This is a genomic window from Croceitalea rosinachiae (assembly GCF_031846445.1).
Classification (GTDB): Bacteria; Bacteroidota; Bacteroidia; order Flavobacteriales; family Flavobacteriaceae; genus Croceitalea; species Croceitalea rosinachiae.
Genome location: NZ_JAVRHR010000002.1, coordinates 823,465 through 840,651, shown reverse-complemented (window position 1 = coordinate 840,651; position 17,187 = coordinate 823,465). Strand labels below are relative to the sequence as shown.

Sequence of the window (17,187 nt, the reverse complement as noted above, 5' to 3'; positions counted from 1 at the left end):
CTTCATTTAGCAGCTGTGCTTTTATACTCAGTCGGAACATCATTTCGATGCTTCCATCTTCTATGCGTCCAGAAATAATATTCTGGAGCCTCCCTTATTGATTTTTCGGTTTCTCGTAAAAAAGCATCCGTTATATGATAATTAGGAGTGTTATTAATATCTTCAGCGAGTAATTTAAACGTGGCCTCATAATAGCCACGTTTTACTTTTTTGACTTTTAAATAGAGCGGTGCTAAATTGTGTTGCTTGGCCAGTTCTTCTCCGCCAATGTGAACAGGTACCATGATGCCCATGAACTTTGCCCAATGTCGCGCCCGATTTAACATCGGGGACTGATCGCTAATGATGCCGACTGAAAATAATGATTTTTTTGCCTTGGCGTCTTTAATGATTTTTCGACTTTCATTGGTTACTATTAAAGTGGTTCCGAACTTACTTCTAATATCACGCACTAGTTTGTCGAAGTATTTGTTTTGTATTTTCAGGTAAATTCCATATCCTTTGGAATTGTTCTGCGCGTTTAATGAAAAAACCCATTCCCAACTTGCATAATGCGGAAGCATTATAATTGTATTCTTATTTTCCTTTTCTAATCTGTGATAGAGTTCAATGTTGGTAAAAACATATCTTTTACTGACTTCGCTGTTTGTTATCCCGATTGTTTTAATCATTTCCAAAAACATATCGCACAGGTGTCGATAAAATTTCTTTTGGATATTGATTAGCTCCAATTCTGTTTTTTCTGGGAAAACCAAAGCCAGATTATTGTAGACTACTTTTTTCCGATAACCAATTATATAATACAAAAGGTAATAAACACCATCTGCAATAAGATATAAGAGTCGAAAAGGAAGTTTAGAAATGACCCAAAGAAGGGGATAAACCAATAGGTAAACTAGCAACTGCATGTAAAAATCGTATGCACAAATATAGCTATATTTGAAACCAAACTTACTCTTGTATGTACAATTTACATGTCGCTACAATTGCCATAATTGCTGCCAATATTTTGGTTTCTTTACGTGGGTTTAGTGACACCACTTTTTTTGAGCGGTATAAGTTTAGTATTGGTGGAATTAAAGCAGGTCAAAGAGAACGCACAATAACATCAGGCTTCTTGCATGTTGATTTTTCACACTTGCTCTTTAACATGTTCACTTTATACTTTTTTGCCGATGTAGTAATTTCTTGGTTTGGTCCCTCTAAATTCTTGATTTTATATTTGATAAGTTTACTAGCTGGAAGTTTATTGGCCTTATTTTTTCATAAAGATGAACCCTACTATAGTGCTGTAGGTGCAAGTGGCGCAGTTACTGGGGTTTTGTATTCTGCAATTTTATTAAACCCTAATATGACCTTAGCCTTATTCTTTATTCCAATTCCTTTACCTGCTTATGTATTAGGTATTGGGTATCTCTTATATTCAATTTATGGAATGAAAAAGCGACTGGGAAATATTGGACATACGGCCCACTTTGGTGGTGCCATTGGCGGTTATGCGGTAACACTTTTATTTATGCCAAGTTTATTGAGTACAGATACCTTGGTAGTTGTGTTACTAGCTGTTCCAATTATAATTCTTTTCATTTTAGAAAAATTAGGGAAAATCTAAAATCATTAACATATTTTGTAAGAATATTCTTATTTATTTAGAATATTTCAATGAATTGATGTATTTCATCGAATTTATAGTACTATTCATATAAGATGTAGGTTTTTACGTCGTTTAACCAAAACCAAACTAATTAAAGACCTACCCCCATGAAAAGAATTTTACTTTATTCCCTTCTCATTTCGTTATTTATTTTTTCATGTTCAGATAGCACTACAATATTTGAAGAAGAATCTACTAATTTTGATAATGAAATCGATGCTTCAGTTTTGACCAACAGTATTGTTTACGATAAAAGTGGCGTGATGGAAATATATGAAGATGCTAGAGAAGGAGCAATTCAAGGTCGATTCGTAAATGAACAGGCAGGGGATTATCCTTTATCATTGGTCGCACAGGTTTCTCCGCCTTCTTTTAGAGGAGGAGAGAATTTAACTGCTACAGATGTGCATTTAGATGGTGATTTTGCATACATCTCATACAATACTCCTGGAGCGGATTATAAAGGAGCAGTCGATGTGGTAAACATTAGCGATCCGGCTTCCCCTCGTCTTACAGGTAGAGCATATTCTTATGACAAAGACTTAAATGCTATCCATTATGATAACGGTTATGGATATATCGTAGGAGGTATGGATGCTGAAAAATCAGCTCTGGCGACAGCAAACTCTGTAATAATTAAAGTAGCCATAAATAACGGTCGATTTAATACTTCTGATTTGGCCTACAATTATCAAGAAGGTTTTAATGCAAACGATGCTCTTGTCAGCGGTAACAGCTTGTTTGTAACAAGCGGTAAAGATGGTTATGTCACCGAATTTGATAAAAACAGTCTTGAGATTATCAATGAAGCACCTTTTGAAGATTTACGTTCAGTAGTCATTAAAGATGGTAAATATTTGGTTTTAGATGCGAGTATCGGTGTACGTATTCTGAATGCACAACTGGAAGAAACTTCACAAATACAAATAGATTCAGATTTTAGAGTTGCCGATAAAAGAACATTGGACCTTATGGGTGATAAAGTTGTTGTCTCTGAAGGAGAGAATGGGGCTGGAATTTATGATATTGCCACGGGGACTTTTCAAGAATATATTCCGATAACGGTAAACCCTGCAAATGTCGCTGAAAGTGATATTGTAACTAATGCAACCGCATTTAATGAAGGAGCGATTTTGATGGCCAATGGCGGAGGTGGTTTATGTCTATCAGAAGATAATAATGGCACTTTAAGTACAGTTGGTGTAATAGAATTGGATGGCTCTATTAATTATGTAGCCTCTAGAGGCGATTATATTTTTGCAGCGTCAGGTCGTGAAGGACTTCAAATCATTAAAATGAACAAGCCATCTGAGGACTTAGCAGCTAAGTGTTCAGGAACACCAACTTATTCTGGGAGTAACACTCTAAATGTAACGGCATCTCAAACGCTTGCCTATAGTGGATCTAAGCGTTTTAGAACTATTGATGTTGCTGGTGAGTTGTTGTTATGTGGTACTTGGACGGTGAACCTAGAAGTTGATGTTTTTGACAATGCTCTTTTCGAAATGCGAGGTACGTTTATTGTTGCTAGAAACAATAGAAGAAGAAATCTTACTGTTGGAGAAAACGCAACTTTACGAATCGAAGGAAACCTTACCGTTTACGGTGATTTAATCCTTGAAGACAATGCTACTATAGAGTTTGTTGGCGAGAACTCTCGTGTAAATATTTTTGGAGATGTCGATAGTGCAGCCAGTGCTAATGTACTTGGAAGCTTTGATGATATTCAGGATAAATTTTAGATAAAATATATAAAACACTCAGCTTAATTAAGTAATTCAGATACTTTCTGCTCCAAAGCTGGTCCTCTTAGGTCTTTGGCAACAATTACCCCATTTTCATCCAAAAGAAATGCCGCTGGTATAGCGTTTATATTGTACAATTGTGCAATTGGTCCCTTAAAATACTGCAGGTTACTAATATGGTTCCATTCTAAGCCATCGGCTTCAATTGCTTTAAGCCAATCTTCTTCTTTTCGGTCCAATGAAACACTTACCACATTCAATCCCTTGTCTTTATATTTTTCGTAAACGGAGACAATATTTGGGTTTTCAGCACGACAAGGCTTGCACCATGCAGCCCAAAAATCAATGAGGGTCAGTTTTCCTTTAACATCATTCAATGCCAATAGTTCACCGCTAGGGGTTGGTCCTGAAAATTCAGGTGCTTGAGATCCAATAGCGGTTCCCTTAGCTTTTTTTAATTCTTCTTCAACACGTTTTCCTGGTTCTGTAGCCTTTATCTCTGGCGCCAATGCACCATAAAGTGATTCTACTTCATTTAAAGGCAATGTTTTAGTGGCTATTATGCGCTCTAGAATCAAGACTGCGATTAGTGCGCTTGGATTCTCTTCTATAAAGTCGATTTCATAAGACTTCGCCTCTTCCTGAAAATCAAGGTATTCTGCCCTTAAAGCCTCCATATTAGCTGTATCTTTTGCCATCCTGGCTTTTGAAAATTCGTCGTTCATGGATTTTGACATAGATCTCAGCCTTCTTGATTCCACTAAAAACTCCATGAACATATCATTTTGTGCAGTTCCTTTTACTTTTGAAAAAGCTAGACTGTCTTTTTGAGCTTTAAAGGATATTGTGCCATTTTCTAAAATCAGTGGCGCATTACCTTGAACCCCATCAAAAAACAAGTAATGAACCCCTAATTCATCTATTTCACCAGTAAAGGTAAATTGATTGTTTTCAATAGTAGTTGTATCAATATCGATTAATCCTCTTGCAAGAGAATCCGTTGTTTTTAAAAATACTTGAGTGCCATTTTCCAGTTCACCTCTAAGTTCTCCATCAATAGTATAGCCACTTGGATTTGAATTACATGCGACTATTAGAAGTGCGAACAATGAAAAAATTGATAACTTTCTTATCATGAAATTAATTTTTCCCAAAGGTAGCGATATTGATGAGCAAAAAAAAAGTGCTTGAAAGTTCAAACACTTTTTAAATTGAAATTTTGTGATTTTTAGAATTGATAGCGCAAACCTAGAGCGATATCAAATAAGAAATCATTATCAAACTCATTAAAACCCAAGAGGCCTATTTCTGGTCTAATATCCAATGAAATTAATAATGGAATATCAAAGTCATATTCAATTCCTAAATTACCAGCTGCAAAGACAAACAAACCATCATCGCGATCTCTGTTGGGTACTGGTTCAAAATCAGAATTGCCTACTCCACCTCCGAAACCATAATACCAATTGAATCCGCCATCAATATTGCGTACCCATTGATATACTCCCGCAAGTTTAAAAGCGTCAAATTCTCGACTATCTCTCCAACCAAGATTGAACTCTGCCCTATTATATCTCCCAATGGATTTTTGATACGATATTTCAGCTCCAAAACCATCACTATCGCCTAAACGAAGACCTAAGGTGTGTTCAGAAATACTCTGAGCTGTAACACCCATTGTTGCAAATACTAAAAGACAGGTAAAAATTGTGGTAATCTTCATAAGTTGTTCTTTAAATTGAAAATTAAGAATAGCTTTGTTATAACTATTGTATTTTAACTCTACTTGGTAGTCAAAAATTGTTCCAAATTGGATAAATCTTCACTTTTAAACCTAAATAGACAACTAGAAGGCGAGTTATTCTTTGACGATTTAACAAGGGCACTATATGCCACTGATGCTTCTGTATATAGAAAAACTCCCTTGGCAATTGCATACCCAAAACATGCTGATGATCTTAAATTTTTAATTGATTTTGCTACAAAACACAGTATTGGATTGGTGCCCAGAACTGCTGGAACATCTTTAGCAGGACAATGCGTGGGGGAGGGCATCATAGTCGATACATCCAGACATTTTACAAAGATTTTACATCTTGACGAGAAAAAAGGACAGGTTGTTGTGCAACCGGGTGTTATACGCGATGAGCTCAATCGATATTTAAAACCGTACGGTCTTTTTTTTGGGCCTAATACTTCAACATCCAACCGCTGTATGATTGGTGGAATGGTCGGTAACAATTCCTCTGGGACAACTTCAATTCAATATGGTGTAACCAGAGACAAGGTTGTTGCCATAAAAACGATACTTTCAGATGGTAGTGAGGTTCATTTTGGCGATATTTCTAAAGCAACATTCGAGTCAAAGACCAAAGAACCTTCATTAGAAGGCAAACTTTATTCAGCTTTAAAGAAAGAACTGTCTAATGTTGAAATTCAACAAGATATTTTAAAGGAGTTCCCTAAAGAAAATATTCATAGAAGAAATACGGGCTACGCTGTTGACGAACTCTTAAAAAATCAAGTTTTTGGTATTGATGAACCAGCATTCAATATGTGCAAGCTTCTTAGTGGAAGTGAAGGTACTTTGGCTTTTTCAACTGAACTCACCCTACAATTAGATGTGTTACCACCCGAACATGCTGCTATGGTGGCTACACACTACAAAAACCTTCAAGATTGCCTAAGCGATGTCGCTCCAGTTATGAAACATAATTTACATCTATGTGAAATGATGGATAAGGTGATTTTAGACTGTACTAAAAACAATCGACAGCAATTGGCTAATCGGTTTTTTGTAAAAGATGACCCTGCGGCCATTTTAATGTTAGAAGTGAAAGCTGAAAGTGAATCAAAACTTGAAAAAGAGATTAATGCTTTACAAAAGACTATTTCAAAATCAGGTCTTAGCTATGCAAGTCCTGTTTTATATGGTGATGATATAAAAAAAGCAATCGAATTGCGAAAAGCTGGACTTGGGCTTTTAGGCAATATGGTTGGCGATAAAAAGGCAGTTGCGTGTATTGAAGATACTGCCGTCGCTTTAGAAGATTTAAAGGATTTTATTGGTGAGTTTACTGAGATTATGGATGGTTATCAACAGAATGCTGTCTATTATGCCCATGCCGGAGCAGGGGAACTGCATTTACGGCCTATTTTAAATCTTAAAAAATCAGAAGATGTCAAACTTTTTAGGAAGATTACTACTGATGTTGCCAAATTGACTAAAAAATACAAAGGTAGTTTTAGTGGAGAGCATGGTGATGGTATCGTACGAGCCGAGTTTATCCCACTCATGATTGGGGATAAGAACTATGAACTTCTTAAACGAATAAAAACCTATTTTGATCCTAATAACATTTTTAATCCGGGTAAAATAGTCGACGCGTATCCAATGGATGAATCATTGCGCTATGTTATCGATGGAAAAGAACCTAAAATAAAGACCTTACTAAATTTTTCTGATAGCGAGGGGATTTTAAAAGCTGCTGAAAAGTGCAATGGCAGTGGCGATTGCAGAAAAACGCATCACATGCCAGGAGGTATGTGCCCAAGTTACCATGCAACCAGAAATGAAAAAGATACTACCCGAGGACGTGCAAATGCGCTTCGTGAATTTCTGACAAATTCTGATAAAACGAATCAGTTTGATCATAAAGAACTGAAAGATGTTTTTGATTTGTGTTTAAGCTGTAAGGCATGCGCTAGTGAATGTCCAAGCAATGTTGATGTTGCCACTTTAAAAGCAGAATTTCAATACCAATATCAAGAGATAAACGGGTATTCCACCAGGAGCAAGCTATTTGCTTACAATACCAAAATAAATGCCCTTGCTAGCAAAGTATCGAAACTCACTAATATCGTATACGATTCTTCTTTGGGAAGTTTGCTAAAAAAAGCGTCAGGTGTGGCTGCAGATAGAAGCTTACCTAAAGTATATGACTTTAATTTTAAGAAATATCTAAAAGAAGACACGACTTCAACACCTACAAAAAGAAAAGTTGTTCTTTATATCGATGAGTTTACAAAATATTTGGATGTTGAAGTTGGAAAAGATGCTATCACCCTTTTAAAAGGATTAGGATATGATGTAGAATTGTACTTTGGAGAAAGTGGGCGCACCTATCTTTCCAAAGGTTTCCTAAAGCAAGCAAGGGCCTTAGCCAACAAAAACATGCCTTTCCTAGAAGAGTTCACTCGTAAAGGATTGCCCATTATAGGATTAGAGCCTTCAGCTATCTTATCTTTCAGGGACGAATATAAAAGACTTCTTGATAATCAAAAGAGTGCAGATAAAATTGCGCAAAATTGTTTTTTAATTGAAGAATTTCTTTCTCAAGAGATAGCAAATGGGATTATTGATTCTAGTCTATTTACTTCAGATAAAAAACAAGTTAAAATTCATAACCACTGCCACCAAAAGGCACTTTCAAACCAAAAGGTGACTTTTGATGTACTAAACCTTCCAAAAAATTATGAAGTCACAATTATTGCTTCTGGGTGTTGTGGTATGGCCGGTTCTTTCGGATATGAGAAGGAGCATTACAAAACAAGTATGGAGATTGGAGAGTTAAAATTGTTCCCTGCTGTACGCAAAGCATCTGACCAGACTCTAATTGCTGCCAACGGAACCAGTTGTCGACATCAAATTTTTGATGGAACAAAAAGGAAAGCGTTACATCCCGTCAGTATCTTGAGACAGGCCTTGCTTATCAACTGATGAAGGATTTTCTTCTTCTGACGTTTGTACCTCAATATCACCAATATCATTTTTATCAGTTATGGAGGCTATCAATTCATTCATGTCCATTTCTTTTAAATCTTCATCCATAAAGAAAGGCGACAGCTTATCATGGTTGTATTGATATATTTTCCAACGTTTGAAAGAATATTCCAGTGCTGTTAGATTTTCTACCCAGTCCCCTGAATTTAAATACATGGTTTTACCATGTTTATTTTCATAGAGTTCTTTTTTTGGTTGGTGGATGTGGCCGCAAATGACATAGTCATAATTGTTTTCTATAGCTAAATCCCCTGCTGTTTCTTCAAAATCATTAATGTATTTGATAGCACCCTTAACACTATTCTTAATTTTTTTGGAAAGTGAATACTTTTCTCGGCCCAACTTAGTTAAGCACCAATTCACAAAACTGTTTATCAAAATAAGAAGGTCATAACCATATCCGCCTAGTTTTGCCAACCACTTTGCATTTTGGATAGAAACATCAAATACATCCCCATGAAATATCCAGGCCTTTTTGCCATCTAAGTTTAGTACAAGTTTATTGGCAATTTTAAAGTTGCCCATAGAAGTGTAAGCGAATTTTCGTAACATTTCATCATGGTTCCCCGTAATATAGAAAACCTCCGTGCCTTTTGAGGCCATTCCAATAATCTTCTTTAGTACCTTTAGATGTGATGGCGGAAAGTAACGTTTTTTAAACTGCCATATGTCAATAATATCACCGTTTAATACCAACTTTTTTGGCTGTATACTGTTCAAATAGGTCATCAACTCATCTGCATGGCAGCCGTATGTTCCAAGATGAACATCTGAAATTACGGCTAACTCTATCTTCCTCTTCTTCAATACAAAATAGTTTAATTGCAAAGTAAGGGTGTAGGAATAAACTTAAACTTAATTTGAAGTCAAGTATTTATGAGGTAATTGTTAAAAAAACATTACGGTATATTTTTTTTGTTTCAAAATCATTAAGTAACTAAGTTTCTTTTTTTAAATATATTTTAAAATTACCTTTGATTTCTACCTAAAACCAACATATGGCTGGCAACTCTTTCGGTACTTTATTTAGTTTAACAACGTTTGGCGAATCCCATGGTAGGGCTTTAGGCGGGGTTTTAGATGGATGCCCGGCGGGAATAGAACTTGATATTGAGGCGATTCAACACGAAATGAATCGCCGTAAACCAGGGCAATCAGCTATAGTCACACAGCGTAAAGAGCCCGATATCATTGAAATATATTCTGGTGTCTTTGAAGGTAAGACCACAGGAACACCCATTGGTTTTGCCATTCATAACACCAATCAGAAATCAAAGGATTATTCTCATATTAAAGATTCATACCGTCCATCACATGCGGATTATGTGTATGACAAAAAATATGGATTTCGTGATTACCGTGGCGGAGGTCGAAGTTCAGCCAGGGAAACGGCAAGCAGGGTAGTCGCTGGAGCTATTGCCAAACAATTTTTAAAGGATATCAAAATCAATGCCTTTGTCTCGCAGGTTGGAACTTTAAAGCTAGAGATTCCATATCAAAAGCTCGACTTTAATCAAATTGAATCCAATGCAGTTCGTTGTCCAGATGAGGCTACAGCTGAAAAGATGGAAGCGTATATAAAATCAATTAAAAAAGAAGGTGATACCATAGGTGGTGTCATTACATGCGTGGCCAAAAACGTACCCATTGGTTTAGGTGAACCTGTTTTTGATAAACTACATGCGGAACTAGGGAAGGCGATGTTATCCATCAATGCGGTTAAAGGTTTTGAATATGGCAGTGGTTTTGCAGGTATTGAAATGAAAGGAAGTCAACATAATGACCAATTTAATTCAGATGGCACGACCAAAACCAATTTAAGTGGTGGTGTACAAGGGGGCATCAGTAATGGTATGGACATTTATTTCAATGTTGCTTTTAAACCCGTGGCAACCGTACTACAGTCATATGAGACCATTGATAAAGAAGGTAATAAAGTTACAACGCAAGGAAAAGGAAGACATGATCCCTGTGTTGTACCTAGAGCGGTACCCATTGTCGAAGCGATGACGGCACTGGTCTTGGCAGACTTTACACTCTTATCCCGTACTAATAAAATCTAATGATTTCTCATTAGTGGTTTTCCGTTCAAAATAGTATCTTACTGCGCAAATATTCAATATGCGTAAATTAGAATTACATTGGCAAATCATGATCGGTATGTTATTGGGACTGGTGTTCGGTTTCGGTATGACCTATTTGGCTGGTGGTAAAGAAATCGTTACCAACTGGATAGCGCCTTTTGGGACCATTTTCATTAAGTTGCTTAAGCTTATAGCCGTTCCGCTTATTTTGGCTTCTTTGATTAAAGGGATATCCGATTTAAAGGATATTTCCAAATTTAGAAACATTGGTTTAAGAACTATAGGTATCTACGTTGGTACCACTACAGTAGCAATAATATTAGGACTTGTTTTGGTTAACCTCATAGAACCTGGTAATGGCGTTTCAGAAGAAACTATTGAGAAATTAACTTCTACCTACGCTAATGATGAAGGGGTGACCGCTAAACTTGAAGAGGCAACCCGACAAAAAGAGAGTGGTCCCTTAAAATTTTTAGAAGATATGGTTCCTGATAATGCCGTAAGCGCCTTGGGAAACAATCAACTGATGTTGCAGGTAATTTTCTTCACCATTTTTATGGGGATATCTATGTTGCTCATTGGTGAGGATAAAGCTAAACCATTGAAAAAGTTTTTTGATTCCCTAAACGACGTAGTGCTTAAAATGGTGGACTTAATAATGTTAACGGCGCCATTTGCGGTATTTGCGCTCTTAGCAAATGTGGTTGTCTCTTCCAGTGATCCTGAAATTTTATTGGCACTACTGAAATATGCAGGTGTAGTGGTATTAGGGTTGTTCTTAATGATTGTTTTTTATAGCATATTAGTTTCAATTTTCGCCAAGAAGAATCCATTTTGGTTCTTAAAACAACTAAGTCCGGCACAGTTATTGGCCTTTTCCACCAGTTCAAGTGCTGCGACTTTACCGGTTACTATGGAACGTGTGGAAGAGCATATTGGAGTTGACAAAGAAGTATCAAGTTTTGTGCTTCCGGTAGGTGCAACCGTAAATATGGATGGAACCAGTTTATATCAAGGGATTGCTGCTGTATTTATTGCACAGGCATTGAGTTTCGACCTTCCTTTAGGTGCGCAACTTACCATCGTTCTCACTGCATTATTGGCCTCAATCGGTACGGCCGCAGTACCAGGGGCGGGCATGGTCATGCTGGTTATTGTTTTAGAATCCGTTGGTTTTCCCCCAGAGAAATATGCTATTGGTCTCGCGTTGATTTTCGCGGTAGATCGACCTTTAGACATGCTTAGGACTGTCGTTAATATTACAGGCGATGCTACGGTCGCTACTATTGTGGCCAAATCAGTCGATAAATTACACAAGCCAAAACCAAAAAATTGGGATGACCATTACGATGAAGTAAAATAACCAATCAAAAATACAAGAGCATGAACATCTGTTTTTTAATGTACCCATGGGAGGAAATCGACCCAGAAAACGACACTAGTCTAGCATTGATTCATGAATGTGTAAAACGTGGTCATGGTGTGGCACTTTGTAGTCCTGCAAACTTGACCATTCGAAACAGTGTTACCAATGCTTTTTGTACGGTGGTGAACCGAATGGAAAAAGTGTCAAGCAACCTAAAGACTTTTTATAAACAAGCTAGTTTAAGAGAAGAAATGCTTCCTTTGGCAGGATTTGATGTCATTTTTATGCGTGCTAATCCACCGTTAGACCCTATCATGCTGAATTTTTTAGATTCCGTTAAAGATGACGTGTTCATTATGAATTCGCTTCAGGGCCTTCGTGAAGCGAATAACAAATTATATACAGCTGCTTTTGGTGATAGTCACAGTAATATTATTCCAGCGACACATGTGTCAAAAAATAAAAATTATCTAGTTCGACAAATCAAAGAATCAACTGCTGATAAAATGATTTTAAAGCCATTAAATGGTTTTGGTGGCTCAGGGGTAATACTTATTGAAAAATCTGCAATGAGTAATATAAAATCGTTACTTGATTTTTATGTAACTAACTCAGATGGAAGCTCTAATTATGTTATACTTCAAGAATATATTGAAGGTGCGGATCAAGGCGATGTTCGCATTCTTTTGTTGAATGGAGAACCCATCGGCGCCATGAAAAGAGTGCCAGGTTCTGATGATCATCGATCCAATGTGTCTGCTGGTGGATCAGTGGCAAAGCATAGTATGACCAAGCAAGAAAAAGCACTCTGTAAGCAAATAGGGCCAAAATTGGTAAAAGACGGGTTGTTTTTTGTTGGAATTGATGTTATTGGCGGAAAATTGGTTGAGGTAAATGTGATGTCACCTGGTGGCGTAACCTATATGAACAAGGTCTACAAGACAAAAATTCAATGTAAGGTCATTGATTTTGTTGAAAGTAAGGTTTTAGATAAGTTAGAGGCTTTTAATAGACGTTCTCGCCTGCGTAACGAAGTTCAAAATGCTTAGGTTATCAGTTCCTGAAATCATTCAAAAAATAGATTCAGCGGATATTTTTGAAGCAGTATCTGATGACTATTCTTTCACCCTAAAAGTTGACGATTACACTCCCTACATCTGTGGAGCTGTCCATGATGGACATCAATTTCGAAAATCCTTATGGGAAAATTGTATCCATACATCATATGAACGATGGTATGAAGAAGACCCCTGCACCAAACAAATTGTGCAATCGCAACCGATAGTACTGGCAGGTTGTGACAGCCGATTTGAATATGATTTGAACCGCCCGCCAGAAACGGCAATTTTTGATACTGCGTGGGGCAAACAGCTGTGGAAGAATCCACTGGATGAAAAAGAAAAGAAGCATAGCTTATCAAAACACGTTAATTTTTATAAAGTAGTACATGCATTAGTTGGAAAGATTGAATCGATTCATGGAAAAGCAATAGTCTACGACATGCACAGTTACAATTGGAAACGGTGGGATAGGGCAGTGCCCACATGGAATTTGGGCACATCGAATATTGATAATGAGCGCTTTGGGAAGATAGCTGAGGCTTGGAGGATAAAATTAAAAGGCATTAAGTTACCTCATAACCTGCCTCAAACCTCTTTAATAAACGATACTTTCCAAGGGAATGGGTACTTTTTGAAATACATTACCCACAATTTTAAAAATACCTTGGTTTTGGCCACAGAAATCTCGAAAATATACTGTGATGAGTTAACTGGCGTTATTTATCCTGAGGTAGTAAAGACTGTTGAGGAACAATTAAAACAATTGATACCTTTGCAGACTGAAGAATTTCTGCAGCAAATATGATTCCAGTAAAACAGCAAATCGATTTACAAGAGCAATACCCTGCTTTGTTTGACATTGATTCTAATTTGAATCGCTTGGTCAAACGGATTGAATTACTGAGCTATGTGAATCCATTGAATATTGAAAAGGAAAAACAGCGTTTTTTTTCTTCGAAATATGTTGCTGAACCAGCATTCAAATACCCCAAGTTAAAGTTTGATTCTTATAAGTTGCAACGATTGTTCTTTTCACAGCGACTAGAACGAATTCAAGATGAGACCATCAGAAAGTTTTACCAAGATGTAGTGTACTATTACGCCAATATGATTCAATGTATTGAAACCATAGGTAGGGGTAAAAAGTTCTATTACAATTCTTTACGAGTGTATGGTACTCCAACTGAGAAAGATGTGGATAACGCTAAGTTTATTTTACATTACAGTGATGAACCATTGGGTTCTGATATGGATAAGGTCTACACAGCTGAAGAAGCAAAAGCATACTTTGAAAAGTTTGCAGCTCAGTATGAATTTCCGTTGAATGTGAAATTTTCAGTTCATATTTCGGCAGATGCAATGGTCAGTAATGCCACAAGAACTCTTTTCATTAAAAAGAACACCAAATTCAGTAAGAATCAATTACTGACCTTAGCACATCATGAAATTGGAGTACATTTAGTAACAACATACAACGGATTGCAACAGCCCTTGAGCATTTTCTCCAATGGCCTGCCCAAAAATGTAGAAACGCAAGAAGGTCTTGCTGTATTGAGTGAATATATGGGTGGCGCCCTAACACTCAAACGTTTAAAAGAGTTGGCGTACCGTGTTATGGCGGCAGATAGTTTAATAAAAGGCTATTCCTTCGCAGATACCTTTGATTTGATTCATGGGCACTATAAATTGAATAGAGAAGAGGCTTTTGCTATAACCCTCCGAGCGCATCGCGGCGGCGGATTTACTAAAGACCGCCTGTATTTAAGTGGTTTGCGTAAGATTTATCAGCGCTACAAAAATGAAGAATCTTTGGATGTTTTATTGACTGGAAAAGTAGCTTTGGATAGTGAGCAGTCCATACATTATATGAAACAATTGGGTTTAGTGCATCCTATTGCCTATAAGAGCCATTCTTTTCATCAGAAATTAAACACCAATACTACTTTAGATTTTATACTGAATAATTTGAAGTAATAGAACTTTGTCACTTCGAGTAATTTTTGATGGAGCGAAGCGAAATAAAAGTTGTATCGAGAAGCTAGCCCAAAAACTTCGCTTGCAACTCAGGGGTCGGGATCATACAGGCATCTTGCTTACCGTACCATTTATATCGGTTACGGGCCACAAAATCATAAATCAGATTTCTTAACCCTACTGGAAATACTTTAAAAAAATTGGAAAGTGTTCGATATCCTTTCAGATCTTTACCGATTTCAAGTGCGGCATCAGATTTCGTATAATAGGCTACACCTGGGTCGATTAAGATAATAGAATCAATCTGAGTAGTGTCAATACCGCGTTCTAAGATCAATTCTCGACCTACCTCGCTTTGCAACGCGGCATATCTGAAAACATCATCTGTATCATGTTTTATTACAAACTGAATGGAGGAGTTACAAAGGTTGCAGACCCCATCAAACAGAATTATTTTTTTACCATCTTCCACGATACAAAGATACGGTAGGGTAGGGTGATAGCATATTTTTTATAAGGTATTTAAGAAACTACCTAAACTAGAGTTTCAAAATTTATGTGTTTTTGACATTTTCAATCTTTAATAGTACTTTATGGGGTGTTTTTATGCTTAAATAGGTTCTTATAAAAAGTGGTATTTTTAAAAGACTTTACTTCCGCCAACCAATTATGAAATACGTTATCAATGTAATGGTATTCTTTAGTATCTGTTTTTTGGTACCAAGCTATGCCCAAGTTGAACGTGAAATAGATAGCATTCTTAAAACTATACCCTCGCAAAAAGACTCGCTATTGGCCGATGCGTTTACCAAGCTACACTACAGATATAGAAATATAGGGGATTTAGAGACGGCTGAGAAGTATTCAGATTCTTTAGGAGCTCTTGCCTATGCACTGGACAATCCATGGCTTAAAGGGGATTACCATCATGCGAAAGGCGGTTACTATATAAATACCTCTAATTTTCAAGAAGCCTTAAAAGAAACTCTTTTGGCTAAAGATTTTTATACCCTAGCAAACGATCAATATTGGTTAGCGCAATGTTATAACCATTTGGGTATTATTTATAAGTATCTGGGTCAAACCGGTCTGGCCTTGGAATCTTATCTGAATTCCCTAAAAATAAAAGAGGACTTAGGACAAACGGATCCAAAAAGCTTAATGAATATAGGGGTACTTTATGCAGAATTGGACAATTTGGAGGTATCCAACGACTACTATAAGAGGGTAGAAGCCATATGCCTTGAAGAGGATATTCCTTATGGTCTGGCCTTAACACGATCCAATTTAGCCACCAACCTAGTCAAAATGGGAGATTATTCGGAGGCCTTACGATTATACAAAGAAGGCCTGTTATTTTTCAAGGAGAATGAGCTAAAAAATGATCTTGGTGAGCAATATAACTTAATGGCCGCTGCCTATATTGCATTGGACTCATTGGGAACAGCGAAAAGATATCTCGAATTGGCCCTTAACACAAATGAAGAGACAGGCGAATTAAAAGAAATTGGCCATACTAACCGCTATTTAGGAGACATCGATTATAAACTGGGAAAATATAATACTGCTTTGCGGTTTTTTCAGAAGAGTCTTGAAATTGCGGGAGAGTCATCCAATACTTTAGATGCTGTTAAGGACTACTTGAAAATTTCTGACACCTATGAAAAACTTGGCAATCTCTCAAAAGCCTATGAGTACCGCAAGAAATACTATGCATTAAACGATACCGTATTCAATCAAAAGAACAAACAAAAAATCAGCGCCCTAGAATTACAGTTTCAGGCGGAAAAGAGTCAACAGGAAATTGAATTACAGAATAAAGAGATTGCACTGCTTGAGGAAAAACAAAAGGCGAGTAGAATTCAACGTATTGCACTTATTGCTGGCTTAATAGCTACCGTATTGATATTTGGGATAGGGATTTATGCATTGCGACAGAAAATGAAACGAAATAGGCTGGAGCGAGAACGTGTTAAAACTGAACTCGATTTTAAAAAGAAAGAACTAACTACTCATGCTTTACAGCTAGCGAAAAAGAATGAAGTATTGGAAGGTGTAAAACAAAAAGCTTTAGAACTAAAGAACGGACAAGGCGATGGAAGGTCATATCAAGATTTGATAACCACCATTAATTTTGATCAACAAGGTGATAAGGTTTGGGAAAATTTTACACTCTACTTTGAAGCCGTTCACAAAGATTTTGAGAAAGATGCACTTTCAAAGTATCCGGATATTACCAGAAATGAATTGCGTTTAATGGCGCTTATAAAAATGAATCTCTCTTCTAAAGAAGTCGCCAATATTTTGAATATTTCTTCTGATGGGGTTAAAAAAGCGAGGCAACGACTTCGAAAAAAAATGCAGCTCGCGCCGGAGGAATCCCTCGATACGACCATAATGGCAATATAATTGCTTTAGAATAGAGCTGTAACACCTAGTAAAATTAAGGGTTTAGAGGGTGTACCCCAATTGTACCCCCCAGTAGAAGACCCTGTACCCCTTTCGTACCCCCCGTTTTTT

14 protein-coding genes are annotated in these 17,187 nt (G+C 36.9%); 9 read left to right on the top strand and 5 right to left on the bottom strand.

Annotated elements, in window-relative coordinates; all coding sequences use genetic code 11:
* Positions 1-2: 2 nt before the first annotated feature.
* Positions 3-908 carry a lysophospholipid acyltransferase family protein gene (locus tag RM706_RS11535; RefSeq protein ID WP_311351614.1) on the bottom strand — a complete coding sequence of 302 codons (906 nt, stop codon included), beginning with the start codon at positions 906-908 and terminating at the stop codon, positions 3-5.
* A gap of 53 nt (positions 909-961) precedes the next feature.
* Between RM706_RS11535 and RM706_RS11530 the strand changes: the two genes are divergently transcribed.
* Both RM706_RS11530 and RM706_RS11525 read left to right on the top strand, forming a co-directional pair.
* The gene (locus RM706_RS11530; RefSeq protein ID WP_311351611.1) at positions 962-1,612 is read left to right on the top strand and encodes a rhomboid family intramembrane serine protease; all 651 of its coding nucleotides are present in this window, start codon (positions 962-964) and stop codon (positions 1,610-1,612) included.
* Between the two features lie 149 nt (positions 1,613-1,761).
* On the top strand, positions 1,762-3,396 hold the full coding sequence (locus RM706_RS11525) for an LVIVD repeat-containing protein (protein WP_311351610.1): 1,635 nt from the start codon (positions 1,762-1,764) through the stop codon (positions 3,394-3,396).
* A 23-nt stretch (positions 3,397-3,419) separates the two neighbouring features.
* On the opposite strand, the gene RM706_RS11520 is transcribed toward RM706_RS11525, so the two are convergent.
* Together RM706_RS11520 and RM706_RS11515 are read right to left on the bottom strand one after the other, a co-directional pair.
* A complete protein-coding gene (locus tag RM706_RS11520) occupies positions 3,420-4,535 on the bottom strand; it encodes a DUF4369 domain-containing protein (RefSeq protein ID WP_311351608.1) in 1,116 nt (371 codons plus the stop codon).
* Positions 4,536-4,627: 92 nt separating this feature from the next.
* Positions 4,628-5,122, bottom strand: a complete 495-nt coding sequence (locus RM706_RS11515) for a hypothetical protein (protein ID WP_311351606.1) — start codon at positions 5,120-5,122, stop codon at positions 4,628-4,630.
* Positions 5,123-5,209: 87 nt separating this feature from the next.
* On the opposite strand from RM706_RS11515, the gene RM706_RS11510 reads away from it, so the two are divergent.
* Positions 5,210-8,119 carry an FAD-binding and (Fe-S)-binding domain-containing protein gene (locus RM706_RS11510; protein ID WP_311351604.1) on the top strand — a complete coding sequence of 970 codons (2,910 nt, stop codon included), beginning with the start codon at positions 5,210-5,212 and terminating at the stop codon, positions 8,117-8,119.
* Here the strand turns inward: RM706_RS11510 and RM706_RS11505 are convergent.
* Positions 8,075-8,989: a UDP-2,3-diacylglucosamine diphosphatase gene (locus RM706_RS11505; protein ID WP_311351602.1), complete on the bottom strand. Its 915-nt coding sequence runs from the start codon at positions 8,987-8,989 to the stop codon at positions 8,075-8,077. The genes RM706_RS11510 and RM706_RS11505 overlap by 45 nt on opposite strands.
* 191 nt (positions 8,990-9,180) lie before the next feature.
* Between RM706_RS11505 and aroC the strand changes: the two genes are divergently transcribed.
* From aroC to RM706_RS11480, 5 genes are read left to right on the top strand one after another with little or no spacing between them, the layout of a single operon-like run.
* Positions 9,181-10,245, top strand: coding sequence for a chorismate synthase (gene aroC, locus RM706_RS11500; protein ID WP_311351600.1), 1,065 nt, complete (start codon positions 9,181-9,183; stop codon positions 10,243-10,245).
* A gap of 58 nt (positions 10,246-10,303) precedes the next feature.
* Entirely contained in the window at positions 10,304-11,629 is a 1,326-nt protein-coding gene (locus RM706_RS11495; RefSeq protein ID WP_311351597.1) for a dicarboxylate/amino acid:cation symporter, read from the top strand.
* Between the two features lie 20 nt (positions 11,630-11,649).
* Positions 11,650-12,681, top strand: coding sequence for a glutathione synthase (gshB, locus tag RM706_RS11490; protein ID WP_311351595.1), 1,032 nt, complete (start codon positions 11,650-11,652; stop codon positions 12,679-12,681).
* Positions 12,674-13,498, top strand: a complete 825-nt coding sequence (locus RM706_RS11485) for an N-formylglutamate amidohydrolase (protein WP_311351593.1) — start codon at positions 12,674-12,676, stop codon at positions 13,496-13,498. Before gshB ends, RM706_RS11485 begins: the two co-directional genes overlap by 8 nt.
* Positions 13,495-14,667 (top strand): peptidase MATCAP family protein, encoded by a 1,173-nt coding sequence (locus tag RM706_RS11480; RefSeq protein ID WP_311351592.1) that lies wholly within the window; start codon positions 13,495-13,497, stop codon positions 14,665-14,667. Before RM706_RS11485 ends, RM706_RS11480 begins: the two co-directional genes overlap by 4 nt.
* A gap of 64 nt (positions 14,668-14,731) precedes the next feature.
* On the opposite strand, the gene RM706_RS11475 is transcribed toward RM706_RS11480, so the two are convergent.
* Complete coding sequence (locus tag RM706_RS11475) at positions 14,732-15,139, bottom strand: thiol-disulfide oxidoreductase DCC family protein (protein ID WP_311351590.1); 408 nt, start codon at positions 15,137-15,139, stop codon at positions 14,732-14,734.
* Positions 15,140-15,336: 197 nt separating this feature from the next.
* Between RM706_RS11475 and RM706_RS11470 the strand changes: the two genes are divergently transcribed.
* Complete coding sequence (locus tag RM706_RS11470) at positions 15,337-17,076, top strand: tetratricopeptide repeat protein (protein WP_311351588.1); 1,740 nt, start codon at positions 15,337-15,339, stop codon at positions 17,074-17,076.
* Positions 17,077-17,187: the final 111 nt, after the last annotated feature.

Coding starts and splice junctions, on each gene's coding strand:
- RM706_RS11480 (WP_311351592.1), top strand. CDS start 13,495: ATGATTCCAGTAAAACAGCAAATCGATTTACAAGAGCAATACCCTGCT.
- RM706_RS11515 (WP_311351606.1), bottom strand. CDS start 5,122: ATGAAGATTACCACAATTTTTACCTGTCTTTTAGTATTTGCAACAATG.
- RM706_RS11525 (WP_311351610.1), top strand. CDS start 1,762: ATGAAAAGAATTTTACTTTATTCCCTTCTCATTTCGTTATTTATTTTT.
- RM706_RS11530 (WP_311351611.1), top strand. CDS start 962: ATGTACAATTTACATGTCGCTACAATTGCCATAATTGCTGCCAATATT.
- RM706_RS11535 (WP_311351614.1), bottom strand. CDS start 908: ATGCAGTTGCTAGTTTACCTATTGGTTTATCCCCTTCTTTGGGTCATT.
- RM706_RS11495 (WP_311351597.1), top strand. CDS start 10,304: ATGCGTAAATTAGAATTACATTGGCAAATCATGATCGGTATGTTATTG.
- gshB (WP_311351595.1), top strand. CDS start 11,650: ATGAACATCTGTTTTTTAATGTACCCATGGGAGGAAATCGACCCAGAA.
- RM706_RS11485 (WP_311351593.1), top strand. CDS start 12,674: ATGCTTAGGTTATCAGTTCCTGAAATCATTCAAAAAATAGATTCAGCG.
- RM706_RS11470 (WP_311351588.1), top strand. CDS start 15,337: ATGAAATACGTTATCAATGTAATGGTATTCTTTAGTATCTGTTTTTTG.
- RM706_RS11520 (WP_311351608.1), bottom strand. CDS start 4,535: ATGATAAGAAAGTTATCAATTTTTTCATTGTTCGCACTTCTAATAGTC.
- aroC (WP_311351600.1), top strand. CDS start 9,181: ATGGCTGGCAACTCTTTCGGTACTTTATTTAGTTTAACAACGTTTGGC.